Origin of the sequence: Chryseobacterium ureilyticum, from assembly GCF_900156735.1 — a bacterium.
GTDB lineage: Bacteria > Bacteroidota > Bacteroidia > Flavobacteriales > Weeksellaceae > Chryseobacterium > Chryseobacterium ureilyticum.
This window is the reverse complement of the sequence record NZ_FTOL01000013.1, coordinates 37,347-63,561: the sequence shown is the minus strand read 5'-3', so window position 1 is coordinate 63,561 and position 26,215 is coordinate 37,347. Positions and strand designations below refer to the sequence as shown.

The 26,215-nt window shown below is 34.9% G+C and carries 29 protein-coding genes; 17 read left to right on the top strand and 12 right to left on the bottom strand.

Annotated elements, in window-relative coordinates; genetic code table 11:
* The first annotated feature begins 52 nt into the window (after positions 1-52).
* From BW983_RS22340 to gldG, 4 genes are all read left to right on the top strand, one after another.
* Positions 53-568 carry a hypothetical protein gene (locus BW983_RS22340; protein ID WP_076553974.1) on the top strand — a complete coding sequence of 172 codons (516 nt, stop codon included), beginning with the start codon at positions 53-55 and terminating at the stop codon, positions 566-568.
* Between the two features lie 93 nt (positions 569-661).
* Positions 662-1,213 carry a CopD family protein gene (locus BW983_RS22335; RefSeq protein ID WP_076553973.1) on the top strand — a complete coding sequence of 184 codons (552 nt, stop codon included), beginning with the start codon at positions 662-664 and terminating at the stop codon, positions 1,211-1,213.
* 46 nt (positions 1,214-1,259) lie between these two features.
* A complete protein-coding gene (locus tag BW983_RS22330; protein ID WP_076553972.1) occupies positions 1,260-1,988 on the top strand; it encodes an ABC transporter permease in 729 nt (242 codons plus the stop codon).
* A gap of 4 nt (positions 1,989-1,992) precedes the next feature.
* A complete protein-coding gene (gene gldG, locus BW983_RS22325; RefSeq protein WP_076553971.1) occupies positions 1,993-3,663 on the top strand; it encodes a gliding motility-associated ABC transporter substrate-binding protein GldG in 1,671 nt (556 codons plus the stop codon).
* A 45-nt stretch (positions 3,664-3,708) separates the two neighbouring features.
* Here the strand turns inward: gldG and BW983_RS22320 are convergent, their stop codons facing one another.
* From BW983_RS22320 to BW983_RS22305, 4 genes are all read right to left on the bottom strand, one after another.
* Positions 3,709-4,959 (bottom strand): serine hydrolase domain-containing protein, encoded by a 1,251-nt coding sequence (locus tag BW983_RS22320; RefSeq protein ID WP_076553970.1) that lies wholly within the window; start codon positions 4,957-4,959, stop codon positions 3,709-3,711.
* A 141-nt stretch (positions 4,960-5,100) separates the two neighbouring features.
* Entirely contained in the window at positions 5,101-5,916 is an 816-nt protein-coding gene (locus BW983_RS22315) for a DUF2314 domain-containing protein (protein WP_076553969.1), read from the bottom strand.
* A gap of 30 nt (positions 5,917-5,946) precedes the next feature.
* Positions 5,947-6,594 carry a hypothetical protein gene (locus BW983_RS22310; RefSeq protein WP_076553968.1) on the bottom strand — a complete coding sequence of 216 codons (648 nt, stop codon included), beginning with the start codon at positions 6,592-6,594 and terminating at the stop codon, positions 5,947-5,949.
* Positions 6,595-6,705: 111 nt separating this feature from the next.
* Positions 6,706-7,134: a DUF4268 domain-containing protein gene (locus BW983_RS22305; protein WP_076553967.1), complete on the bottom strand. Its 429-nt coding sequence runs from the start codon at positions 7,132-7,134 to the stop codon at positions 6,706-6,708.
* Positions 7,135-7,274: 140 nt separating this feature from the next.
* Between BW983_RS22305 and BW983_RS22300 the strand changes: the two genes are divergently transcribed.
* From BW983_RS22300 to BW983_RS22290, 3 genes are all read left to right on the top strand, one after another.
* Entirely contained in the window at positions 7,275-7,682 is a 408-nt protein-coding gene (locus BW983_RS22300; protein WP_076553966.1) for an RrF2 family transcriptional regulator, read from the top strand.
* Between the two features lie 212 nt (positions 7,683-7,894).
* Positions 7,895-8,782, top strand: a complete 888-nt coding sequence (locus BW983_RS22295; RefSeq protein ID WP_076553965.1) for a sulfite exporter TauE/SafE family protein — start codon at positions 7,895-7,897, stop codon at positions 8,780-8,782.
* 89 nt (positions 8,783-8,871) lie between these two features.
* On the top strand, positions 8,872-9,162 hold the full coding sequence (locus BW983_RS22290) for a putative quinol monooxygenase (protein ID WP_065393818.1): 291 nt from the start codon (positions 8,872-8,874) through the stop codon (positions 9,160-9,162).
* Between the two features lie 73 nt (positions 9,163-9,235).
* On the opposite strand, the gene BW983_RS22285 is transcribed toward BW983_RS22290, so the two are convergent.
* Together BW983_RS22285 and BW983_RS22280 are read right to left on the bottom strand one after the other, a co-directional pair.
* Positions 9,236-10,546: a T9SS type A sorting domain-containing protein gene (locus BW983_RS22285; protein WP_076553964.1), complete on the bottom strand. Its 1,311-nt coding sequence runs from the start codon at positions 10,544-10,546 to the stop codon at positions 9,236-9,238.
* A 184-nt stretch (positions 10,547-10,730) separates the two neighbouring features.
* Positions 10,731-11,543, bottom strand: coding sequence for a T9SS-dependent choice-of-anchor J family protein (locus BW983_RS22280; RefSeq protein WP_076553963.1), 813 nt, complete (start codon positions 11,541-11,543; stop codon positions 10,731-10,733).
* Positions 11,544-11,638: 95 nt separating this feature from the next.
* On the opposite strand from BW983_RS22280, the gene BW983_RS22275 reads away from it, so the two are divergent.
* The 9 genes from BW983_RS22275 to BW983_RS22235 all read left to right on the top strand — a co-directional run bounded on the left by BW983_RS22275 (position 11,639) and on the right by BW983_RS22235 (position 21,171).
* Positions 11,639-13,753, top strand: coding sequence for a TonB-dependent receptor plug domain-containing protein (locus tag BW983_RS22275; RefSeq protein ID WP_076553962.1), 2,115 nt, complete (start codon positions 11,639-11,641; stop codon positions 13,751-13,753).
* Positions 13,754-13,766: 13 nt separating this feature from the next.
* Positions 13,767-14,897 (top strand): HmuY family protein, encoded by a 1,131-nt coding sequence (locus BW983_RS22270; RefSeq protein WP_076553961.1) that lies wholly within the window; start codon positions 13,767-13,769, stop codon positions 14,895-14,897.
* A gap of 21 nt (positions 14,898-14,918) precedes the next feature.
* Complete coding sequence (locus tag BW983_RS22265; RefSeq protein ID WP_065393823.1) at positions 14,919-15,797, top strand: heme/hemin ABC transporter substrate-binding protein; 879 nt, start codon at positions 14,919-14,921, stop codon at positions 15,795-15,797.
* The gene (locus BW983_RS22260; protein WP_076553960.1) at positions 15,781-16,821 is read left to right on the top strand and encodes a FecCD family ABC transporter permease; all 1,041 of its coding nucleotides are present in this window, start codon (positions 15,781-15,783) and stop codon (positions 16,819-16,821) included. The genes BW983_RS22265 and BW983_RS22260 overlap by 17 nt, the downstream gene beginning before the upstream one ends.
* Positions 16,821-17,594, top strand: a complete 774-nt coding sequence (locus BW983_RS22255; RefSeq protein ID WP_076553959.1) for a heme ABC transporter ATP-binding protein — start codon at positions 16,821-16,823, stop codon at positions 17,592-17,594. The genes BW983_RS22260 and BW983_RS22255 overlap by 1 nt, the downstream gene beginning before the upstream one ends.
* A gap of 2 nt (positions 17,595-17,596) precedes the next feature.
* Positions 17,597-18,247, top strand: a complete 651-nt coding sequence (locus BW983_RS22250) for a class I SAM-dependent methyltransferase (protein ID WP_076553958.1) — start codon at positions 17,597-17,599, stop codon at positions 18,245-18,247.
* A gap of 4 nt (positions 18,248-18,251) precedes the next feature.
* Positions 18,252-19,280, top strand: a complete 1,029-nt coding sequence (locus BW983_RS22245) for a hemin-degrading factor (RefSeq protein ID WP_076553957.1) — start codon at positions 18,252-18,254, stop codon at positions 19,278-19,280.
* Between the two features lie 138 nt (positions 19,281-19,418).
* A complete protein-coding gene (locus BW983_RS22240) occupies positions 19,419-20,291 on the top strand; it encodes a ChaN family lipoprotein (RefSeq protein WP_076553956.1) in 873 nt (290 codons plus the stop codon).
* A gap of 250 nt (positions 20,292-20,541) precedes the next feature.
* Positions 20,542-21,171 carry a peptide deformylase gene (locus tag BW983_RS22235; protein ID WP_076553955.1) on the top strand — a complete coding sequence of 210 codons (630 nt, stop codon included), beginning with the start codon at positions 20,542-20,544 and terminating at the stop codon, positions 21,169-21,171.
* A 223-nt stretch (positions 21,172-21,394) separates the two neighbouring features.
* Here BW983_RS22235 and BW983_RS22230 read toward each other — a convergent pair whose 3' ends face one another.
* From BW983_RS22230 to BW983_RS22215, 4 genes are all read right to left on the bottom strand, one after another.
* Complete coding sequence (locus BW983_RS22230; RefSeq protein ID WP_076553954.1) at positions 21,395-21,988, bottom strand: hypothetical protein; 594 nt, start codon at positions 21,986-21,988, stop codon at positions 21,395-21,397.
* Positions 21,989-22,190: 202 nt separating this feature from the next.
* Positions 22,191-22,616 carry an organic hydroperoxide resistance protein gene (locus tag BW983_RS22225; RefSeq protein ID WP_076553953.1) on the bottom strand — a complete coding sequence of 142 codons (426 nt, stop codon included), beginning with the start codon at positions 22,614-22,616 and terminating at the stop codon, positions 22,191-22,193.
* Positions 22,617-23,051 (bottom strand): MarR family winged helix-turn-helix transcriptional regulator, encoded by a 435-nt coding sequence (locus BW983_RS22220; protein WP_065393833.1) that lies wholly within the window; start codon positions 23,049-23,051, stop codon positions 22,617-22,619.
* Between the two features lie 30 nt (positions 23,052-23,081).
* Positions 23,082-23,714, bottom strand: a complete 633-nt coding sequence (locus tag BW983_RS22215; protein ID WP_076553952.1) for an NAD(P)H-dependent oxidoreductase — start codon at positions 23,712-23,714, stop codon at positions 23,082-23,084.
* A 330-nt stretch (positions 23,715-24,044) separates the two neighbouring features.
* Here BW983_RS22215 and BW983_RS22210 point away from each other — a divergent pair, with 330 nt between their 5' ends.
* Positions 24,045-24,797: an SDR family oxidoreductase gene (locus BW983_RS22210; protein WP_076553951.1), complete on the top strand. Its 753-nt coding sequence runs from the start codon at positions 24,045-24,047 to the stop codon at positions 24,795-24,797.
* Positions 24,798-24,821: 24 nt separating this feature from the next.
* On the opposite strand, the gene BW983_RS22205 is transcribed toward BW983_RS22210, so the two are convergent.
* Positions 24,822-25,133 (bottom strand): hypothetical protein, encoded by a 312-nt coding sequence (locus BW983_RS22205; protein WP_076553950.1) that lies wholly within the window; start codon positions 25,131-25,133, stop codon positions 24,822-24,824.
* A 69-nt stretch (positions 25,134-25,202) separates the two neighbouring features.
* Complete coding sequence (locus BW983_RS22200) at positions 25,203-26,162, bottom strand: protein-glutamine glutaminase (protein WP_076553949.1); 960 nt, start codon at positions 26,160-26,162, stop codon at positions 25,203-25,205.
* Positions 26,163-26,215: the final 53 nt, after the last annotated feature.

Below are 26,215 nucleotides of genomic sequence, written 5' to 3'. Positions count from 1 at the left end.
TACCGTAAGTGCTTTTGCTCCTTTTCGTGACCAACGCTATAATATAGGCTATATGCGGAAAATAAATGAAAGATGGTGGGTGGGAACCGAATTGGCATATGGAACCAGTAAAATAACTCCCGTAAGTATTGACCATTTTGAAGGAAAAAACAGAATTTTTGAGATAAAACCAGAAGTTTTTTACAGCCTGGCTCCACAATCAAGATTAAAACATTTTGTATCAGCAGAAGCTTTCTATTTAAATCAAATAGGAAAAGATATTTCGGGAAAATATTATGATGAAAATGATGTTTATTATTCTTTTAGTTCAGCAGATTATAAAAGAACCAAATATGGATTAAATATTAACTACAGTATTTTGCTTCATAAAGAGTCTTCATGGTTTGGCTTTATGCCTAAAATAGGCTTTGGCATCAGACAAAGGAATATTTCTTACAATAATATGAGAGGAAGGGAAGAAGAAGATGCTCCCAGAGATGGTCTTCCTTTTGATTATCATTTAAATCAGCAGGGCTCTAATCTGCGTTTCAATTTTAATGTTGACATGAAATTCATTTTCAAATTCTAAAAAATCCTTAAACTTTATTATTCGAAGCTAAAGATTTTAGATTAAATTCTCTTTTTTTCCGAAATAAGCTATCTTTGCAAACAAATTTTTAGGATGCTGTATACCATCATCAAAGCGCTGCACATTATTTTTATGGTAAGTTATTTTGCGGGGATTTTTTACCTCGTAAGAATTTTCGTGTACTATAAAGATACCGACGAATTTTCGGAAGAAAAGAAGAAAATTTTGAGGGAACAATATACATTCATGGCGAGAAGGCTGTGGAATATTATCACCGTTCCTGCCGGTGTTATCATGGCAGTTTGCGGGCTGGTCATGATCTTTTTAAACCCAGGATTGATGAAGATGGGCTGGTTTCATCTAAAACTGACTTTCCTGATCGGTCTTGCCATTTATCATTACTGGTGCTGGAAAAAAGTACTTCATTTAAAGGCTTTGAATGGAAATACCTTAGAAACGGCAAACATTAAACTGAGACAGGCGAACGAGATTGCTACTTTCATTTTATTTCTGGTAGTCTTTACCGTGATATTGAAATCTATGGCAATTGAATACTGGTGGCAATTAATTTCAGGATTTTTCGTTCTTGTATTTCTGATCATGATGACTGTAAAACTTGTTAATAAGAATAAAAAAAAGAAATAATTGTAAAAGAGCAGATAAATCTCTTTATACATCTTACTAAAAAACTATGATTGCAATTTTAAAGAAAGAACTTTGGAGTTACTTTGGAAACTGGAGTGCATGGGTGATTATTGCCGCCTTCAGTTTAATAGGAACTCTTTTCTTGTTCTTTTTCGACAACGACTCTAATATTTTTGAGATCGGAGCAGCATCGCTGCAAAGCTATTTTGTATTGGTTCCATGGCTGTTGATGTTTATCATTCCGGCTCTTTCCATGAAAACTTTTGCTGAAGAACAACAAACGGGAACGTTGAACTGGCTTTTTTCACAGCCGTTAAAAGTTTCTGAATTGATAGCAGGAAAATTCCTTTCAGTGTGGATCGTAGGCGTTTTATGCCTTATCCCATCACTCATTTACCTTTATACCGTATATGTTTTAGGAGTTCCGGCTGGAAATATTGATCTGGGAATGACCTTCGGAAGTTATATCGGGCTGATTATTTTAATCGCAGCATTTTCAGGAGTAGGAATTTTAGCCTCTTCGCTATCTCAAAACCAGATTATGGCTTATTTACTGGGCGTTTTCATGTGCTTTATCATGTATTTCGGAATCGAGCAGCTGGCAAGCTATAAATTGTTGGGAGGTGCAGATTTTATCCTTCAGAATATAGGTTTCTATCAGCATTTCCTTGGCTTTACAAGAGGTCTTGTAGATTTAAAAGATGTTGCTTACTTTATTCTGGTAATCGGGGCTTCATTAGTATTGTCTAATCATTTTATTAACAAAAAGAAGTAGAATTATGAAGAAGATCAATGCTAAATCTCCACTTGGGATTTTCTTATTTGCTATTATTCCTTTAGTCATTATTCTTACCTATTCAGGGATTAGATTAGATTTAACAAAGGAAAAAAGATATACCCTTTCAGACAGTACTATTAAAGTATTGGAATCTGTTAAAAAACCTTTAACCGTAGAAGTTTATCTTGAAGGAGACTTTCCGGCAAGCTTTAAACAGCTTCAGGGAGAAACAAAGTTTATGTTGGAAGAATTCCGAAAAGTGAACCCAAAGATTGATTTCAAATTTATCGATCCGCTAAAGTCCAAAATGTCTAATGATAGTCTGGCTGCGATGGGGATGCAACCTTCATACCTTCCGGATTCTAAAGATGGAAAGTTCACTCAGATTACCATTTTCCCATATGCTGTTATCAAATATGACAAAGCAGGAGTTTCTATTCCGTTAATTGTACAACAGGCTGGTATTGATGCTGATCAGCAGCTTACAAGATCTATTGAAGGATTGGAGTACAGTCTGGTTTCAAATATTAAAAATATTGCGGCAGATAAAAGAAAGAAAGTCGGGATTCTTGTAAATCAGGATGAATTGAGCCCAGATGAATTTCAAGGTTTTGTACAGCTGGCAATGGAAAACTACGATGCAGGTCCTGTTATTCCTAAAAATCAAACGGAACTTACTCTTGAAGACCTTCCTTTATTGAAGCAAATGAGTGCGTTGGTGATTGCCAAACCAAGAAAAGCGTTCACGGATAATGAAAAAGTGATCCTTGACCAATATATTATGAATGGCGGGAAAACCCTTTGGATGATTGATGCCGTAAATGCTGAAATGGATACGCTGACAAGATCTAAAAAGGTAATGCCTTTCCCGATTGATGTTAATATGACAGACTTTTTCTTCAATTATGGTTTGAGAATCAATACTGCTTTGGTAAAAGATGTAAAGAAATTTGCCTTATTGAAGCTGGTAACAGGAGAGGTGAGTGGAAACCCTCAGTTTACAAGCCTTCCTTGGCCTTATTACCCACTTGGTATTGCTGAAGATAATAATCCGATTACAAAAAATATCAATCCTGTAAAATTTGAATTCCCGACATCCATTGATACATTAGGAGGAAGAAAGAATATCAAAACAAAAGTTCTTTTTGAATCCAGTGAAAGAACATTATTGAAGCAGGTTCCAAACTATGTTGACCTTAAAGAAATAGCAAGTGTAGACAGTCTTGGACAAATGGAAAAGCCAAGTACACCGAAAATCTTTGCTGTAGCATTGGAAGGAAAATTTAATTCTGCATACGCTTCAAGGATTGAAAGAAAATCCTATCCCGGATTTAAGGCATCCAGCCCTGAAAATAAAATGATCGTAATTGCCGATGGAGACGTTGGAAGAAACAAAGTGATCAAAGGGAAACCACTTCCGCTGGGAGTTGATATGCTGACAAACGAGCAGTTCGGAAACGAACAATTCCTTAGAAATGCATTAGATTATCTATTGGATGACAGTAATCTGATGGAATTAAGAAACAGAAACATCAAAGAAAGACTTCTTGACAGACGTAGAATAGAAGAAGAAAGAACAAATTGGCAATGGTTGAATCTATTACTTCCATTGGTTATTATTGGTTTAATTGGCGGGCTATTCTTCTGGTTGAGAAAGAAGAAATTTGGTTAAAAAATAAAAGAGAAGCAAATTGCTTCTCTTTTTTATTGATATCAGTTAATTCTTTTTATGATTCAGTTTGATTTGATACTTTTCCAACAAATTCCATATTCCGTAAAAAGCATCATTCCCTTTTTTATCAGAGAAATTAGTATTGAAGATCATAATTCGTCCCAAATTATTTTTAGGGTCAAAAAACATCATAGACATAACCCCTGGATCTCCGCCAGTATGACCTATATAGCCTGTATACCCAAATCCAATGAATATTCCTGAATTATAAGATTCGCTGTATGGGTTTTTGTCATTTCGATCAATGAAATTGGATGCTTTAAGCTGTGGAGTGAAATATTCCTTATAGCTTTTTTGTGATAAAATCGTTCCTTTCCCATTATATCCTTTGATAAGCTCAGTTAAATATTTGCTCAAATCATTAATGCTGGTAATCATTCCGCCATCGGGATACGTAGCTGATTGATAATAAGGAAGAAGAGTATTTGGATTCTCGTAAAGTTTAGAGAATTTCGAAAATTGAATATCTTCAAACTTCCAGCCTGAATCATTCATCTGTAAGGGTTTTAAAATATATTTCTTTGTAAATGCACTAAATTCCTTTCCCGTTGCGCGTTCTACAATAAATGCAGCCAAAGCGGTTCCTACATTAGAATATTCATAAATTGCTCCTGGCTGATGAGACGAAAAACTATCTTTATTCCATTTTCCGTTTTCTGATAAAGCATTTTCCAAAAAATTACTCATCGTAATAATAGAATCTGAGGGATTGAATACCTGTTCATCGTCAAAATTAAGCTTGGCTCCCTTTAAATCCTGATTAGGTTTCAGAAAATAATTTTTAGATAAATAAAATTCATTATCAAGGATTGAAGAAGTGTGAGTGGCAAGTTGACGGATGGTAATCTGCGTTTGTGGAAAAAGAGGATTGGCTATCTTAAAAGGTAAATATTTCTGAATAGGATCATCCAGATTCAGTTTTCCAAGTTCCTGGGCTTTCAGAAGAGCAATTCCCACAAATGTTTTCGATACTGAGGCTATATTCTGTATAGTATTTTCGGTATAAGGTTTTCTTTCTTTTATATCTGAAAAACCAAATCCTTTTTGATAAAGAGTGGTCTGATCATTCACAACGGAAACAGAAAAACCATTGAAATCTCCCTGTTGGAAGATTGTATTTATTTCCGCGTGTAAAGAATCATTGACCTTTTGATAAGTAATGTCATTTGTATTTCTAATGGATTGAGAAGAAATAAACAAAGGAATGGTGACAAAAAATAACAAAGTCAATCTCATATGTTTTTAATAATAAGACACTTATTGAATGTGTTTTGTTACACAATAAAGGTAAGAATAAAAAAGACTGCTTCATAGAAACAGTCTTTTTTATATTTAATCTCCGCATCTGTATATAAACAGAAGGTGAAACATTTTAATTTATCTTTCCAATACAGGAATAATATGCTCCCAGTTCAGTTGTTTTGCATAATCTAATGCTGTTTTACCAGCTTTAGACTGAATATTTCTGTCTGCTCCGGCTTCCAGGGCAACCTGTACAATCGTTAGATTTCCTGCAATAGTTTCTCTGTGAAGTAAAGTAAGACCATTCTCGTCACTATGCTTTAATTCGTCAGGATTTTGTTGTAAAAACTCAAGAAATTTTTCCTTCATGTTTACACTCATCGGGTGCTCAACAAGATTTTCGGGCTCTTCAGTCTGTTTGTTAACAATTTGAATATCATTAAAATCACCAAAATCCAGCTGCCATGCATTATCATGATCTTTTCTTTCAGAAGCTGACATATCTGAACGCATTTTCTGAATGGTAAATCCACCATATGTTTTTGGAAGAGGTTCTGATGACGAAGAAAATAATTTAGAAAGTCCCTTAGGTTTCTGAACACTTGGGGTGATCGCAAAAAGCCAGTCGCTGATATCAGTAACAGGAATTTCAACATAGTCTCCAACCTGTACATTCTTCAATGTATTGGGCTCGTTGATCAGGTAGCCTTTGATACTATCACCGTCAAAAAAAATGTCATTGATCCACATGTGCTCAACATCTAATTCTCCAGTTTCATTTTTATCTGAAAAAGCTACTTTTACGCATGATACATTAAGCCCCGGGATAATTCTTCTGTATTCCCAAGATTGTTCACGCCAGAAATATTTAAAAGTTTCCTGTGCTTTCTTAAATGCATTGATCATTTCAGGATCATTTCCATCAGCAAAAAAGATTGAGTTTTCTTCCATATAATAATTAGGTTTGATTGATATAAGTCCTTACGACTCGTGGTCCTGATAAGCTTCTTTTGGGAGTAATACTGCAGTTTTATAATAACTGATATCTACAGGACATTGTTCCTGAAGTTCCTGGAACGTTTCATATTCATAATGTTCCCAATTTTGCTCGTTATCAGGATCTGCTGTTTTAGCAATGGCAAGCTCCAGCTTTCCATCCTCTTGATAGCTGCATTCTACTGCAGCATATTTTTCACCATTTTCGTCAGTTGTATACCAACATTTTACAGTTTTTTCAAGTTGTGGCGCTTGGGTTTCATTGTCAATTACCTGTGAGCATATGAAATTTTCAGGGTCATCAGCTTTAAAGACTGTTTTGGATATTAAAGGTTGCTCATCTACAGATAATGAATAAAGTTTGTTGGTGGAAATAATGAATCCATCAGCAGATTCTCGTTTTTCAATGTCAAAGAAATCAGATTTTTCCTTCAGATAATTAAGGACTTCTTCCTCATTATCACCTTCACTTAAGAAGTAATTGATGTTGTATATACTGTCGTCATTGATGAACTCAATCTCTTTCAGTATATCAGAATCACTTTCGTAATAATACAGATGATACTCATCTAATTTCACAGCATTGCTTTTGGAGATGACTTCTCCAAAAATGTTTTTGTACACTTTTCTCATTTTTAATCATGTTATTTAGTTTCATCTATTAGTTTAAGTGGTTGAAGCAAAGATAGTCTTTCTTTTTTATCTTAGCCTAAAGTGTAAAACGGTATTTATTTCGTAAATATTTTATATGTCCTTTATAAAATCCTCATATTCATAATAAAATCTTTCAAAACCGTCCATTCTGTCCACAAAGAATTCAAAAATTTCCTGCCAGGTGTTTTTATTAAAAACTGAAACACCATGTTTTTCTACCCATATCCGGCTGATTACCTTGCCGTTATCCAGGGTGAAGTATTCTTCTTTCTGAAAATCTCCAATAAAGTCCTTTAAAATATCTTCCAGAGACCAGATTTTTTCATAGTAAGCATTACGGAAAATTTCATCTTTCATTTCGATGTCTAGAGAAACTTCTGCTTTTTTGTTGTCTGCAGAGAATTTAAATGCCATATCCTTTACTTTGGTATCGTACAGGATCCATTTTCTTGGAAATGATTTTCCAAAAGCTGTCCAAAATTCCTTTTTTAGTTGCTGTGCTTCTTGTTTACTGAACATAGGGCAAACATACTCATTTAATAGGAAAAAGACAAAATTGTGGATGGACAAAAGTAAAACTGTAGAAGAGTGAATGGGGCAAATCTGTAATTTTACCTTTTACGTTAAAGATATTAAACAATTTTCTTATTTTTGCCGTAATGCTTTCAAAAAAATCTCAATATGCGTTTAAGGCACTTTCATATCTTGTAGAAAAAAGAAATGAAGGTCCGGTTCTTATTTCCGAAATTGCGGAACATAAAAAGATCCCTTTAAAGTTTTTAGAAAATATTCTGCTTGAACTGAAAAAAGCAGAAATCCTGGATAGTAAAAAAGGAAAGGGTGGGGGATATTTCCTGAGAGAAAATCCTGAAAATGTAAAACTTGCAAAAATTATCAGGCTTGTAAACGGTCCAATAGCAATGCTTCCATGTGTAAGTCTTAACTTTTATGAAAAATGTGATGACTGTAACGAAGATCACTGTGGACTGCATGATGTACTCATAGAAGTTCGGGATGCATCACTGAATATTTTGGAGAAAAAAACTTTAATGGATCTGGTCGACTGACCTGGTCCTTTTTTTTGAATTACTAGTCTACTTTTTTGGTAGGATAATATTTTTATTGGATATTTGTAAGACTTCAAATGATTAGACTATGATTTCAAAAGAAGATACATTGATAGCAAAACAGTTTGCTGTGGGGAAAATATGGAGAGATTCTGTTATTCTGAATGCTTATAAAAGTAATATCCAAATTGTTCAATTGATAATTCTATAGTATGGTTATTACAAGAAAGATTCAAATAAGACTCAATGTATTTTTTGTTACACTCGCATTGCTATCGATTACCTTTTTTTCAATGTATGAATTGGGGTATCTTGATGAGCTGTTGAATATTCTGGCGAAAGACAATTATATATTTTATTGGATGCTGTTGGTGGGAGTCCTTGCTGAAATTGTAGCCGGATCAATGGGAATGGGGTATGGTGTGATCTGTACAACAACGCTTATGTTCCTGAATATTCCGCCTCACATTGTAAGTGCAAGTATTCATTCTGCGGAAAGCTTTACAACAGCGGCTGGAAGTGTAAGTCATATCAAACTTAAGAATGTAAGCAAAAGTCTGGTGAAGAAACTTGCTGTTCCGGCTGTGATCGGTGCCATTATCGGAGCTGTCAGTCTTACTTATCTTGGTGAATATTATGCAAAGGTTACCAAGACAATTATTGCTTTTTACACTTTATATCTTGGATTTCAGATTCTTTCCAATGCTTTTAAAGAGAAACAAAGTAAAGCGTTAAAGAAAAAAACCAATCTTACGAGGCTGGGAGTGATCGGAGGTTTTATAGATTCTTTTGCAGGAGGAGGCTGGGGACCGTTAGTTACCGGGACATTGATTAAAAATGCTTTTACTCCAAGATTTGCTGTGGGAAGTTCTACCGTGGCAAAATTTATTCTGACGATTACAGCTGCAGTTACTTTCTTTTTTACTTTAGGAATTCAGCACTGGAATATCATTCTTGGGCTTTTGATTGGGGGAATTATTACTGCTCCTTTTTCTGCAATGCTTACTGCAAAGCTTCCGGTGAAAAAAATGTTTCTTGTAATCGGAATTCTGGTGATTGTAATGAGTTCTATAACTATTTATAAATCAGTGTTGAGTTAAAAAATATAGGATCATGTTGAAAAATAAACAGATCAAAAATATATTTGGTTTTGAAAATATTTTACTTTTACATCACTAAATATTAGAACATGAATTTACATATCATTGCACTTTTTAAGTTTAATGAAAACTATCTGATGGAAGCGGTAGAGCTTTTTCAAAACCTGGTAAAGGAAACGAGAAAAGAAGAAGGTTGTCTGCAATATGATCTTATCGAGGATAAAGATAATAAAGGCACTTTTTTTCTGATTGAACTTTGGGAAAGTGTTGATCACCATAACAGACACAACGGGCAGGATCATTTATTGGATTTCCGTAAGGATGCTTCCAAGATGATGGAAAGTACTGTGGAAGTATATAAAGGATTTAAGATCTACTAAAATAAAAAAGGCGGCTTCAGTGTTCTGAAGACCGCCTTTTATTAGAAAAAATAGAAAGTATTTAGAGTAAATATTATTTTACAATAAGTTTTTTAGTTTCTGTACTTCCGCCATAGGTAATTTTTACCATATAATTTCCTGAAGGAAGGTGAGAAAGATTCATATCCTGTCTGTAAAATCCAGTTTGATTTGTTAATTCAGCGGAGTGTACTTTTTTTCCGGTAAGATCATATACCTCTACATTCCCTTTATTGCTTGCTTTTTCTTTAACATCGAATAAAACGGTTACCTTTTTATCAGATGCAGTAGGGTTCGGATAAATTCCGAAAGAAGCTTTTTTACTTACTTCAGTGATTCCCAGAGATCCGGAAAGTTTTTTATACTTGAAGTACATATTTCCTGTTTGAGTACCTTCATTGGAAACGAAATACATTCTGTAGTAATCTGATCCTTGCTTGATATAATAAACCGCATCAGAGTATACTCCCGAAGTAGGTTTCCATGAGTGCCCGATTGTTGTAATGTTGCTTGAGAATGTCGCAGGTATATTACCTGTTGCTGCTGCCTGGGTTTCCGGTCTTACTTTAGCTACCGTAATATTTGGAGCCTGGATAACTCCTGACATTCTGTATTTCATTGTTTGTGGATTTCCTTGCTGATCAACATAAGGATAATCTGTGAAATATCTGGTAAACATTAAGTTCCATGAATTTTTTGAAGGCTCCATATTAGGAACTTTTTCTCCTGTATCAAATGAGAAATAATTGAAGAAAGAATCATCACTTCCGTTTGGTAATGTTCTGGTTTCCGTAGCCCCCCATGCTGTTCCGTTCCACTTGGAATATTTAAATGTATAGCCTCCATAAGCATCTTCAATAGCAAATTTTACATAAGCTCCTGATGCGTATTTTAAAACAAAGATCGCTTTCCCAATAATGTGGTGATTAACAGAGTTGTAAACTCCCCATCCTGTAGAAGGGGTATTAGGGTTAGGTCCTGTAATAGGTCCCTGTTCAAATGCTCCCTGGCTCCAATCATTAATTTGATCAGGATTATAAAGAGGCTCACCCCATGAAGCTTCATTGCTGATGTTGATATTATCCCATTCAGCTAAGCTTGTAGCAGCTGTATATACTTCAATATTTTTAGCATCATTGATTCTTGTTCCAACTGCATAAATAGAATTTCTGTAGAAAGCAACATCCCATGTATTTGCAGGCTGAGAAATTATATTTCCGTCTGCAAAATTAAAGAATACACGATTCTGATATCCATTCCCCATCGACAAGTTTGCCTGTGTGTATCCTAGTGCATCTGTCTGTGCTAAAACCGTCTGTTGAACGGTAAGAGCAAACATAGAAGCCAATAATAGTTTTGTTTTCATAACTTATTTTTTAATTCATTATTTAGAATGATTCCACAAAAGTATATATTTATTTTTAATGATTCTAAATAAAAACATGATTTTTATCGTGTTTTACAACTTAGCAGGGACGTTTAGAGTAAAATAAAAGCCGAAAGAAATGCATCTTCCGGCTCTATAAAGGTGAATAATAGTCTAATAAACCTTATTTCTTAATGAATTTTGATTGAATGGTTTTTCCATCAGCAGTTTCTATCACGATAAAATAAACACCAGTCTTCAGATTACTGATATTAAATCTCTGTCCGCTAGGTTTTCCTTCCGTTGTTTTCTGACCAGCTGAAGAATAGATTTTAATGTTTTTAAGATCTTTCTTAGAAATAAATTCAAGAGAAGTATTATCTGAATTTACAACGAATTTAACTTCTTCTTTTGAGAAAGCTTTATCATTTACTCCTAATGAAGCAGCGGTGTCATACACTACATCATCAATCTGGATCGCAGTATGAACAGAAGTGGGTGTAAATTTAAATACGATGTAAGACGATGATGAAGCTGGAATGTTTACACTTATATTTTTAATAACTCCTATAGTGGTTACGGTAGCTGGATCTCCTACCGGTACAAATGTAGCCATATCCGCAGGGTTAGAGGCAAGACCTACCTGAATAGTTCCCGTACCAGGAGATGGATCTACCAAAGTAGCATTAAATGTAACGCTTTTATCTCCTGTAGGAGCCTGTATCTGAGGTGATATTAAATACGATGACCCTGTAGCATTAGTTCCTGAATATGACTGAACGGCTCTGTTAGTAGTTCCTGCTACAAGCATTCTTGGCGGAACAGGTGGTGGTCCCGGGATCGTTACCATAGGAGCTGTTATTGCAGACCAGCCAAACTGTGGGAATGTAGTATTTCCAATTGTAAAATTATCAAAGTTTTCGTGGATGGTAGGCACCTGAGCCTTAGCTGTAAAAGCGGTAAACATCAAAGTTCCTAAAAGTAATTTTAATTTCATAGCTCAATCTTTATTTAGAATTATTATACAAAAGTATATATTTATTTTTAATCATTCTAAATAAAAGTTTTATATTTGTCGAAATTTTTACCGTTATGAAGAAGAAAGTGCTTTCCATTCTTTCATTATCCATTGCTTTTTGGATGAATGCACAAGAAAAGGATTCTCTTAATCAAAAGAAAATTGAAGAAGTTGTCATCACGGGGCAATACATGCAGCGATCCATCAACAAATCAATATATAAGGTTGAAGTAATAGATGCTGAACAGATCAAAAACATGGCTGCTACCAATGTGGCTGATGTTTTAAATCAAAGTCTTAACATTCAAATCACTCCAGATACACGTTCAGGAAACTCTACTGCCAATATGATGGGATTAGATGGTAGCTATGTGAAAATCCTTATCGATAATATTCCCGTTGTAGGAGATACAGGTTTAGGAAGTAATATAGATCTTACCAAATTATCTCTGAACAACATCGAAAGAATCGAGATTGTGAAGGGAAGTATGGGAGTAGAATATGGAAACGGTGCACTTGCCGGAGTTATCAATATCATTACCAAGAAAGGAAGTTCAAAAAAGATCAGTGTAAGAGCTTCTTCTCAAGAAGAAACGGTAAGAAATAACTACGACATTAAGAAAAAAGGAAACGGAAGACATATCCAGAATATAAACTTAGATTATAATATTGATAATAATTGGTTTGCAAATATTAACTTCAACCATAATCAGTTTATGGGCTATGAAGGAGATAAAAAAGGGTATAAATATTTTGAAACTGATCTAAGAAGAGGATACGAATGGAATCCTAAAGATCAATATGATGCTTCCGCATTAATTCGATATACAAAAAACAAAACCTCTTTCTATTATAAGCTTTCTTATCTTAAAGAGAAATTTAATTTCTATAATCCGGAAGTAAACATAGATCCTCTGAATGACGGAAATGGTGGAGCTTTATACAGAGGTTATGATAGAGAATATAATACGAGCAGATGGATTCATCAGTTCAATATCCAGACAAATCTGGGGCATATTCAGTATATGGGAGATTTTTCTTACCAGAACCAGGATAGAAAGTTTTATGATTATAATTATGACATTCCCAACAGATCTGTCTTAGATAAAGAAGAAGAACGATCTTACTATAAAACGAACGTTATCTATTCAAGAGGGATGTTTAGTAATTTCCTTGATAGTAAAACTTTTGATTTTCAATTAGGTTATGAACTCGATTATACGGATGGTTATGCTTCTTTGATTGCCGGGAAGTTTTTTCAGAAAGCGATCAACAGAACACTTTTTACATACTCGAACTTTATTTCAGGAGAATGGAATATTTCTGATAAATTCTCAGTAAGACCCGGAGCCAGACTTTCAGTGAGTGAAAAATTCAATAATCAGTTTAATTATTCACTTTCTGCAAGATATAAAACGTCTGAAAATTCCAATTTAAGACTTGTTGCAGGTACAGCAAATCGTTTTCCGACTTACGAGGAACTGTATACATTTTTTGTAAATCTTAATCATAACATTCAAGGAAACCCTGATTTGACACCAGAGAAAGGTTTCTCTACAGGGGCATTCTGGGATCAGAATTTTGTAACGGGTAATGATTGGAAGATTGCATATAGCGTAAGTGGTTTATACCTCGATGTGCGGGACAAAATAGAGATGCTTCTTATAAAAGATCCTTCTACCTACCAGTTCAGGAATATGGACAAATACAGAAATATGTTGTTCTCTGCCAATGTAGATTTCAAAAAAGATCAGTTTGGACTTTCCTTAAGAAGTGCTTTGGGAGGAACTTCGGTATCAATGAACTCAATGAACCATACTTCACCTACAGATTATCAGTTCCAGTTTCAGGCAGGAGCTGCAGCCAACTATAAGCTGAAGAATCCGGGAACTTCATTTGCTCTTTACTATAAATATACAGGACCAGGAAGATTGTATGTTTTTGAAAATGAACAAAAAGGGTTTAGACTTGGTAGAACAGACGGTTTTCATATGATGGATTTCATTGTAAGCCAGCCGTTCTGGAAAGATCATCTGGAACTTTCAGCCGGAGTGAAAAATATCTTTGATGTTACCAGTATCAATTCTACAGCTATGAAGGCAGAGGCTCATTCTATAACAGCTCCTACAGGTATCGTGAATTTGTACTATGGTAGAAGCTACTTTGCCAGATTAACCTTTCAATTTTAAATAATAAATTACTATGAAGTATTTAAAAATATTCTCTATCCTTTCCGTAATGCTAGCTGCACAATCTTGTGTTTCTGCTGACGAGGATAAAGTTCCCGCACCACCTATCGCCGGTTCTTCGGTGGATGTTCCGGTGGGAGGAGCTACTGAACCGAATCAGGTTTGGATTGACCTGAGTGATATGGTAAAAGACGAGAAAGAACCCAGAAAAACGATTAATAAACGAACAGACTGGAGTCTTGGTTTCTATACCGGTGATGATTTCAGAGTCATCATGAACGGATCTCTAGCTATGACAGTAATCAAAATACCTAATGCTACAGATATCAGTAAAGTAAAAGAATCGGATATTACCAATTTGAAGGAAATTGCTCAGGTAGGAACATTTGATGCTGAAAACATGAAGTATGTTGACAACCCGAATGGTAATTTCTTGACACAGACCACAGGAATTGACCCTATTAAAGAAAACGATGCCGAAAACCCTATTTATCTGATTAATTTAGGAAGAGAAATTCCAGCTGTTTCCAATATCGGTCCAGGTTCAGTATCATTGTCCGGAGATATTATAGGATGGAAAAAAGTTCAGATTCTGAGAGCTGCCAATGGATACAAAATCCGTTACGCTGATGTGAAAGACGGAAGCAAAATTGAAGAATATATCATTGCTAAAGATCCCGAATATAATTTTGCCTTTTTCAATCTTAAAACAGGAATGCCTGCAAAGATTCAGCCTAAGAAAAAGAGCTGGGATATTGGATTTACAACATTCACCAATGAAGTATTTATGGGACCTACAACGAGTGCCGGAAGTTACTTCTATGCAGATTTTGTAACCATTAATACACTTGAAGGAGTAGGTGCATATCAGGTAAATGTTACCGGAAATCTTGAACAGGCATATGCAGCATTTAAATTAAAGGATGTAGATCCAGGTAAGTTTGTTTTCAATGATCACAGAGCTATTGGAGATAAATGGAGAACTACTACCGGAACGTCAGATAACCCTGTTCCGTTTGTGTATTCAGACCGTTTCTTTATTCTGAAAGACACCAATGGCTTTTATTTTAAAGTGAAATTCCGCTCCATGAAAAGTAAAGCAGGAGAACGTGGTTTCACAAGCTTTGACTTCGATCCATTATAATAAATCAAATAATAGTATATCATGAAGAAATTTATCCTTGCAGCTTCTGTTCTTGTAGCAGTGTACTCTTGCAAAAAAGAAGAAGGTGCCAAAAAAGAAAATACAACAGAAGCTACCTCTGAAGCTCCGAAAACCAACAATAAAATCGTTTCCCTAAGCGGTGGAGTTACTGAAATCGTAAGTGCTTTAGGTCACGAAAAAGAAATCGTGGGAACAGACGTTACCAGCACTTACCCTGAAAGCTTAAAAGCAACAGCTAAAGATTTAGGACACGTAAGATCGATGACTATTGAGCCGATCATGGCTGTAAGCCCTACTTTGATTCTTGCTTCAGATAAAGATATCAATCCTGAATTATTAGGAAAAATCAAAACTTCAGGGATTAAAGCAGAAGTTTTCAAGCAGGAATACACTGTTGAAGGAACTAAAAAGTTAATCGAAGACGTTGCAAAAGCAGTTGGAAATACAGATTATCAGAAATTAAACGATAAAATAGACGCAGACCTTAAACAAGTACAGCCACTTGCTAAAAAACCGAAAGTATTGTTCATCTACGCAAGAGGAAATATGCTTATGGTTGCCGGTAAAAATACACCGATGGCTTCATTGATCAACCTTGCAGGAGGAGAGAATGCAGTGAATGATTTTGAAGATTTCAAACCGTTAACTCCGGAAGCTGTGGTAAAAGCTAACCCAGATGTACTGTTCTTCTTTGAAACAGGATTACAGGGAGCTGGCGGAAACGAAGGCGCACTTAAAATGCCGGGTGTTTCCCAAACCAATGCCGGGAAAAACAAGAAGATCATCGCGATGGATGGAGGATTAGTGTCAGGTTTCGGACCGAGACTAGGAGAAGCAGCAGTAGGATTAAACAAACTTTTAATTGAAAACACAAAGTAAACTATACTTTTATCTTACAATAAGTGCCATATTGCTGGTTATACTGGCTGTTGTGGCACTTTATATTGGCGTTTATGATTTCAATGGTGTCTCACCGTTTACTGTCTTAAACCAATTTATTCAAGGTGATCCGAATTTATCGTTAAGTGACAAATATGTAATCTGGGATGTAAGAACCTCCAGAATTATCATGGCAATCCTGATTGGAAGTATGCTTGCTGTTTCAGGAACTACGTTACAAGGTTTGTTTAAAAATCCTTTGGCAACGGGTGAAGCAATTGGTTTAACGTCAGGAGCTACACTTCTGGCAGCATTTGCTATCGTTTTGGGAGGACACTTTAAACAATATCTTCCTGAAATCGTACAGTTTTCGTTAGTAGGAATTTCAGCTTTTATAGGAGCTTTACTTGCAATGATGTTGGTGTACAGGATTTCTACAAGCGCAGGGAAAACAAACGTTGTTATGATGCTGTTAAGCGGAGTGGCAATTACTTCCATTGGTTTCTCAATTACGGGATTCCTGATCTATATTTCAAAAGATGAGCAGTTGAGAGACCTGTCATTCTGGAATATGGGAAGCCTTGCAGCAGCAACCTGGACCAAGAATATTGTTTTGGTAGTGGTGATGATCATTTCTTACATCGTTTTATTACCAAAAGGAAAAGCTTTGAATGCAATGATGCTTGGAGAAAGAGACGCACAGCACTTAGGAATCAATGTAGAAAGGCTTAAAAAGCAGATTGTGATTATCACTTCTCTGATGATAGGAACCTGTGTGGCATTTTCGGGGACAATAGGTTTTGTAGGGCTTATTGTGCCTTACATTTTAAGACTTTTATTTAAGTCGAACTATGTTTTTATTTTGCCATTGTCTGCTATTTTAGGAAGCATTTTACTCTTAATTGCAGATACCATCAGCAGAAGTATTGTGGCACCATCCGAACTGCCGATTGGTATTTTAACCTCACTGATCGGAGGACCGATTTTTATTGCTATTTTAATTAAATTTAAAAAATCACTCTAATGATAAAAGCACATCAGATCAATTACCTTCACAGGAATTTTAAAATTCTTGACAGTGTAGACGTATCATTAGGCTATGGAGAGTTTTTAGCAATTGTAGGTCCTAACGGAGCAGGAAAGTCCAGTCTTTTAAGTGTTCTTGCCAATGAAGTTAAAGAAGGGAAAACCAATATTTTATTTAAAGATAAACCTATTGCAGATTGGGATGTAAAAGAATTGTCTCAGCATAAATCCAAATTTTCGCAGCATAATTCCAACGAGATTCCTTTACAGGTAAAAGACGTAGTGATGATGGGAAGGTATCCTTACTTTGATGCACAGCCGGGAAAAGAAGATTTTGAAGCAATGAATAATATGATGTATGAAACAGACGTTTTTCACCTGAAAGACAGAGATTACAATACATTGTCAGGTGGAGAAAAGCAACGTGTTCATCTGTCAAGAGTAATGGCTCAGCTACAAAATAATATTACTCATAAGCTTGTGTTTTTAGATGAACCTTTAAATAATCTCGATGTAAAACATCAGTACAAAGCATTGGAGATTATTAAGAATTTTACGAAGAAAGCAAACAGTGCAATTGTTGTTTTACATGATCTGAACCTTGCTGCTCAATTTGCAGATAAGATACTCTTAATGAAATCAGGAAAAGTATCTGCCTATGGAACACCGGAAGAGGTTTTTACAGCCGAAACAATAACTAAAGCTTACAACTTTCCATGTACCATTTGCGGACATCCTATTACGAATAACCCAATGATCATTTTTGGATAACCATGGAAAAAGAAGAACTAAAAATCCTTGCACAAAATCTTGCCAATCCCCAGGGAGAAAAAGGTATAGAAATCGGTGAAATGATGAATGCCACTAACATCGGCATGACGTTAGAAAGTATCAGAACTCTTTTAATAGAAGATGACGAAGAGATTCTTGAAATAGGACACGGGAATGCAGGACATGTGAAGAATATCCTGAATCTTGCCCAAGGTCTGAAATACATAGGGATCGATATCTCAGAAACCATGCATAATGAAGCCAGAAAACTGAATAAAGAATTCGGAGACAAGGCAGACTTTGTACTGTATGAAGGGAATAAACTTCCGTTTGATGACGAAACTTTTGATAAAATATTTACCGTAAATACCGTTTACTTCTGGGAAAATCCTGTAGAATTTTTAAATGAAATCTATAGAGTTTTAAAAGATAGCGGGACTTTCGTTCTTACTTTCGGGCAAAGGGATTTCATGGAGAAACTACCGTTTACAGCCTATGATTTTACCTTGTACAACAATGATGAAATGGAAGAAATTGTTTCCAAAAGCCATTTTAAAAGAATGAAAACTTCTGAAAAAGAAGAACAGATAAAAAGCAAAACAGGAAACGAAACAATACAAAGAATTTATACAATTTTAACCATAAAAAAATAAGATAATGAGCATATTAGTTAATGATTTAAAGGAAAAATGGGAAGCTCTGAAAGCAGAAAATCCACACATAAGAATAAGAAATGCAGCCGCACAATTAGAAGTGAGTGAAGCTGAACTATTAGTGACAAGCATAGGAGAGGAAGTAGTGGTTTTGAACCCTGATTTTCCAGGAATTCTTACTGAGGCAGAGCAATTGGGAAAAGTAATGGCTCTTACCCGTAATGATGAATGTGTTCATGAAAGAAAAGGAATCTATCAGAATGGTGATTTCAGCAGCCCACATGCACAGCTTTTCGTAGGGGAGGATATTGATCTTAGAATCTTCCTTAACCACTGGAAATTTGCATTTGCAGTAGTGGAGGGAGATAAAAAAAGCCTTCAGTTCTTCGGTAAAGACGGATTGGCTTTGCATAAGATCTATTTAACAAAAAATAGTAATGACGAAGCTTTCAATGCAATCGTTGAGAAATTCAAAGCAGAAGATCAGCATCAGGCATTCACTTTTGAAGCAGTAGCTCCTAAGCAGGCTGAAAAACCAGATGCAGAAATAGATGTAGAAGGATTCAAAAAGGCATGGACTGAATTAAAAGATACTCATGATTTCTTCATGATGACCAGAAAATTCGGAGTAAGCAGAACTCAGGCTTTAAGATTAGCACCAGAAGGATTTACCAAGAAAATTGATAATTCAAAAGTCGTTAATATCCTTGAAGATGCTTCTGAAAAGAACACTCCGATCATGGTTTTTGTTGGAAACAGAGGAATTATTCAGATTCACACAGGAAATGTAAAGAAAACACTTTGGCACCAGCAATGGTTCAATGTAATGGATCCGGATTTCAACCTTCACCTGGATGTAACGAAAATTGCTGAAGCCTGGATCGTTAAAAAACCAACAGAAGACGGAGAAGTTACAGCCGTTGAGGTATTCAACAAAGAAGGAGACTTCATTGCTCAGTTCTTCGGAAAAAGAAAGCCGGGAATTCCTGAGCTTCAAGAATGGAAAGATCTAGTGGCAACACTTGATAATTAATAATTAGATGATTTGAATAAGACCGTTTTGTTTGTAAATTCAAAGCGGTCTTTTTTTATGGTAAAAGGGTAAAGTATAAAGCTTATTTGTACCCAATATTTATGTAATTTGTGGTTAAATTAAATAGGAAGATATAAAATGAAGAATATTTTCATCGCGATATTGCTTGCAGGTTTCTGTTCTTTAAGTGGTCAGGACTTTAAAGCGTATCAATTTTATGATAAAAAAGGAAAAGAAATAAAAACTGATAAATTAGTGAAGGAATTAGCTGATTATGATGTAGTTTTCTTCGGAGAAAATCATAACAGTTCAATCAATCACTGGCTTCAGCTTAAAATTACCGAAGCATTATATGAAAAGAAAAACGGACAGCTTATTCTTGGGGCAGAAATGTTCGAAAGAGACAATCAGGCTCAATTGAACCAGTACTTAAGCGGAAAATTTGATGCAAAAACATTGAAAGATTCAGCCCGTTTATGGAATAATTATGCAACCGATTATAAGCCTTTGGTGGATTTTGCTAAAAACAAAAAATTAAGCTTTATTGCAACCAATATTCCCAGAAGATATGCATCTCAAACAGCAAAAGAAGGGTTGGAATCTCTAAACAGATTGAGTGAAAAGGAGAAAACATATATTGCTCAACTGCCAATCAAAGTAAGTCTGGAAACTCCCGGATATACTGAAATGAAAGCTATGATGGGAGATCATGCTGAAGGAACAAAAGTGATGAACTTTATTTCTGCGCAGGCAACAAAAGATGCTACAATGGCAGAATCTATTATGAAAAATATCCAACAAGGAAAGACTTTCATTCATTATAATGGAAACTATCACAGTAAAGAATTTGGTGGAACTTATTGGTACATCAAACAGAAAAACCCGAATCTGAAAATGGCTGTTATTTCTGTTTTTGAATCAGAAGATCCAGAACTGAAAGTCCCTTCAAAAGATTATATTCCTACAGAATTTAATCTGATTATTCCGGGTGATATGACAAAGACTTTTTAATGATTTTGTTCTCGCAATATTTTAAACATAGTTTTATCATTTCGTAAGAATCTAACACAACTGTTTGATCTTGAGGTGAATAAAATTCAACAAAATAAATATTCTAGAAATAGGATAAAATTCCATAGAAGCGGGTTAAAGCCCGCTTTTTATATTCAAAAAAATCAATGGCTTTAGCCAAAACCTAAAAAACAACATAATTACCCATCTTTCTTCCACAATTTTTACCTTTGTACTACATTCAATCCATATGAAAAAATTATCCATTCTATTTATATTTGTTGTTGGTTTATTTAATGCCCAAAAACTTACCTCTGGTGAATTATCAATTATTAATCAAGGTGATGTAAACACTGCTTTGCCTATTTATCAGACTACAGATGATCATCAACATAAAACCTTGTTGAGCCTGTCCACAGAAATTGATCCTGTAGATCCAAATACAGCAGTTTTGGTAAAAAGAATGAAAGAGTCGCTTCTTTCCACAGATGGTGGAGTAGGAATTGCGGCACCACAGGTCGGAATCAATAGAAAAGTAATTTGGGTACAGCGTTTTGATAAAGAAGGAACGCCTTTGGAATACTTTATTAATCCGGTGATTGTATGGAGATCTGATGTACAGAATCTTGGTCCGGAGGGAGATCTTTCCATTCCCGATTTCAGAGATCAGTTTTACAGAAGCAAAGTGATTCAACTGGAATATGTGGATTTAAAAGGTCAGAAGTACTCAGAAATTGTAGAAGGGTTCACAGCGGTTATATTTCAGCACGAAATTGATCATCTTTTCGGAATCCTGATTTCTGATAAAAAAGAAAAAGAGAAAAATGATTCTTATAAAAAAATAGATGCTTATCAAAAAAGCAATCTTAATAAACGATAAACATACTATAAGTAATTGTTTCATCAAATTGTAACCCATTAAGGAAATTTGAGAATTTACGTTTGATTAAGAGAAAATCAAAGCTTTTTATTAGAAATTAAACTTTGTGTTTTAGAAAACACTAATTTTACGAATGTTAGCACAAATTTCACAAATTAAATGCATTAAATAGATGCAATAATCTGTGTTTATTCTATAATTTTAATTAGCAATAAGCAGAATGTTATTTTGCTTTTATCAGCTCATACTCATTCATTCTTCGAAAAGTATACAATTGCATTTTATCTTTTTCCATAAAGCTAATAATATTGTATACAGTGGGTCCTTTTAGAGTATCTTTTTTTAGAGCGAAAGATATGGTAAGAGGAGAATTATTGTATGAGTTGAGGATAGCAGATCTATGTTTTTTCAGGATTTTTGTTATTTCTGAGGTCTTTATTGGTTGAATTCTATCAGTAATTTGATTACTATTGCTGATATAGGCAAGAGAATCTTGTTTTGAAAGCTCTGATGAAACTCCACACATTGAAATTTGGGGTTCAAGAGAGTTAATAATATAATAGGAATTATCTTCATCAAGAATTAAAAAATGAATACTGCCTTGAAAATAATTTTTGTTCAGTTTCTTTTCTTCTTTTGGCATCATAGGCATTAAAGAATCGGCTTTAACAGCATTGGATTTTAGGCTGTCTATCTTTTTACTAAACTCAGATACACTGAAATATTCCCTTGAAATGAATTCCTTTTTCTCTTCGTTCTGAGTTTTTGTACAGCTAAAAACGAAAGTCAGAATTACTATATTTATGATAAACTTCATTGAGTGTGTAACTGTTTTAAATTCATAGTTATAATGCGATTTTTCTCATATGCCACGTATATTAACCCTGTTTCTGCAAGTTACAAAAACTTGTGTGAGAAATATAACCATTTTGTTTCCTATCAATATACATTAAAATACAAAATGATCTGTTTCGAATCCGAAACAGATCATTTCATAAATATGATTAAAAAAAATTGGATTAATCGTTGTTCGTTACTGAAAGTTTCACCTCAATATTATTTCTTGTCGCATTAGAATAAGGACAGATCTGGTGTGCTTTTTCCGTTAAACTTTGTGCTTCTTCAATAGAAACTCCCGGAATATTCACATCAAGTTCTACAGCTAATCCAAAGCCTCCGTTTTCAATTTGCCCAATGCTTACCTGTGCTGTAACAGTTGTCTCACCAGTTTGTACTTTTCCTAAACTGATTACTCTGTTTAGTGCGCTGTCAAAACATGCAGAATATCCTGCAGCAAAAAGCATTTCCGGATTAGTGAAGTCATCATTTGCTCCTCCTAATGCTTTAGGCATTTTTACTTCAAGGTCTAAAACTCCATTTTCACTTTTTACATGTCCGTTTCTTCCTCCTGTAGCAGTAACTTTTGTTGTATATAAGGTTTTCATTTATTTTTCAATTTTGTTTAATATTTTAAGGACTGTTTCTTTTAATTCTAACAATTCCTCCGGTTGTATGCCGATTTTTTCCTGAATTTTTCCCGGAATTGCACATGCTTTTTTCTGTAGCTCTTTTCCGGCATCTGCTAAAAATACTTCAACCACTCGTTCGTCCTCTTTTTTACGTTTTCTTACTATAAATCCTTTCGTTTCCAGTCTTTTAAGGAGTGGTGTCAATGTTCCACTATCCAGGAATAGCTTTTCCCCGATGTGGCTTACCGTAAGTCCGTCACCATTCCATAATATCATCATTACAAGATATTGAGGATAGGTAATCTCCAGTTCATCAAGAAAAGGACGATAAAGCCCTGTGATTTCCTTGGCAATTACATATAATGGGAAACAGATTTGGTTTTCTAGTTTTGGGGTATTTGAATTTTCCATAAGTTTGAGTACGAAAGATTCGTGAAGGTATTACTTTTTAATGATAAACTCGTCCATTGGAATACGGACTTTTTTCATAGAAGACAGCCAGTCATTAGCTTCATCACGGTATCCAAGGTATAAAAGACTTACACTTTTTAAGCCTAATTCTTTCAAACCAAGTACTTCATCTACCACTGCATTACTGAATCCTTCTGCTGGTGTACTGTCAATTTTAAGTTCAGCCGCCTGTGCAAGGGCAATTCCTAAAGCAATATATGTCTGGCGTGCTGTGTGTGCAAAATGTTCCTCAGGAGTTTGCGCTCCGTACATTTCCTTGATTTTATCAGTGTAGCTACCGAAACGTCCTCTTGGAAGATCTCTTACATCTGTATGATAATCATATACTTTGTCTATTTTCTCATTAGAATAGCTATCCCAAGCTGCAAAAACCAAAACATGAGAAGAATCTCTCATCACTTCAGGGTTTAAAGCTCCGGCAACCATTTTTTCTTTTATTTCCTGATTTTCCACTACAATAACGCGGAAAGGCTGTAATCCTGATGAAGTGGGAGCGAGTCTTGTTGCTTCAAGGATCTTATTTAAATCTTCTGTTGATACTTTTTTTGTAGGATCGTATGCTTTTACCGCATGTCTCCAGTTTAAATTTTCTATTAATGACATTTTCTTTTGGTTTTTAAATTAAACTACTTCCGTCATTTTTATTGATTTTGGAAAAGATTCAATCGAAATGACATTGCAAATATACAATAAATTAAATTGTACACAATTTAATTTTGAAAAATTTTATTGATGCCGATTTTATTGAGTGTTGAGTATGGGAAACATAATTGGTGGAAAACGCTGTATTGATAGGAAGAAACAAGAGCTTTTTGGTTTTAAAATATTTATTAAAAAAATAATTAAAGCTTTGTAATGAACTTCCACACGATTCGGATTTTTTCGGAGAAGGGTTATTTCAATCTTTGTAATAGAATTTAAAAACAAGAAACAATGCAGAAATTTAAAAACAAAACAGCTTTGATTACGGGAGGAACCAATGGAATGGGTTTTGCGACAGCGCAACGATTTATTGAAGAAGGTGGAATTGCCATTATTACAGGAAGAAGTGAAGAAACAGTGAATAATGCTTTAGAAAAATTAGGGGGTAGAGCATACGGAATAGTATCAGATTCCGGAAGGATGAAAGATCTTATGCAGTTGCAACAAGAGGTTAAAAGATATACAGAAGAGTTGGATGTAATCTTTGCCAATGCTGGTTATGGGAAATTTGCTTCTATTGAAAATGTGGGAGAAGAACAATTCGATGAACTCTTTAATGTATTGGTAAAAGGACCTTTTTTTACGGTTCAACAAATATTGCCACTCATGAAACGAGGAAGTTCAATAATCTTCAATACATCTGTTGCTACAGAAATAGCAATGCACAATTTTTCGGTGTATTCTGCAGCAAAATCCGCCGTACAGTCTTTCATTAGAACATTTGCGGTAGAGCTTACGGAAAGAGGAATCCGCGTGAATGGAATAAGTCCGGGGCATATTAAAACTAATATTTTTAATAATACAGGTTTAACAGCGGAGCAAATTGAAGGTGCTGTTCAGGATATTATCCCTACAATTCCTTTTAAAAGACAGGGAGAACCTACTGAAATTGCCAATGTTGTATCATTTCTTGCCTCCGAAGAAGCTTCCTATATCCATGGTGCGGAAATTAAAGTAGATGCCGGAATATCAGTAATAAGATAATAAATGAAGGAAGAAATGAAAAAATTACTTTATTTCATTGATCTGTTTAATCATATTGGTTTTGCTTTCAACGCCTATATTATAGGTTTTACCTTTTTTAAAACTTAGATTAACTTTTTCCATCATTGTTTTATAATCCGGAGATTTTTTTGAGAGATAAAATACCTGTGCACTTATTCCAATGGCTACCCGTACAACTTCTTCCGGTTTATCAGGATCTTCAAGGATATTATTGATGGTAGCATTATTATACCAGATGAGTTTCTGAGACTCAGAGTTGGATGAACAGGATGTGATCATGGTAAACAGTAATAATAAATAAGTCCAGGCTTTCATAATATAAAATTATTAGGTAAAAAGCTCCTGCAATATATGAATAAATGCAGGAGCTATATAAAAAGTTAGTTAGAATCCGCAATGTGCTGTACTAGGTACCGGAGCTGAACAGCCTGATAGTGCTGAGAATGCCGTTAATGTACAGTTGGTATTTACCAGATTGTTATCATATAATAAAGATCCTGATGTACTTCTGTAATATACATTTCCAGGTGTATTGGCATAAGAAGAAACAGAAGTAGAACCACACGTAGAGTTTGTACATGCTGCTCTCCATGCTGTATCCGTAATAGGACCAGTTGAATTTAATGAAGGATCTATAATTCTTTTTTCCACTACTCCGGAAGCATTTTTAAAGCTTACAAGAATAGCCACGTGATATACCCATGATACACAACAAGTACCAGTAGAAGCTCTTAAATTACCATATACGAATTGCTTTTCACATTCATATCCGGCATTGTTCAGGATTTGTCTCATTTTGTGAGCCCTTGCATAGCATCCATCTACCGGATATCTGAAAGTAATGCAAGGTGAAGATGCTGTAGTAGTTCCACAGGATTGATTTTTAATTTGAGTAAATAAACTGTTTAAAGTTGCCACATCAGGAATAACACTTGCAAGTCTGTTAGCTGCTCCTTTTTCAGTTTTTACCTCTTTTGTGAGGGTAGACTTAAAGAAACGAACGTCTTCCATAGTAGGGCTTTCCACTTTTGCAATCTCATTGGAATTACCTTTAAGGGAAATACGAACAGGAGACTCATTTTTTACAGCCTCGCTGATCATGGAAATAAAGACTTCATTTTCCTTTGTATCTTTAATCATATAAGGCTGAGCCGAAAGAATAAAGGAAACTCTAAATTGATCACCTTCTTTATCAATCCCAACCGGAACAGTTCGTCCAAAGTCTTTCATTACAATTTCCTTGGATTCGGAATTTACGACTTCCTGATTCGCACTTGACTCTGAACAGGAATTAATAGATAGTACTGATACAAATACCATCAGGGATAGCAAAATTTTTTTCATAGTTTTCAATATTTTGGTGGTTATGATTTTACTCTAAATAGTAAATTCTTATT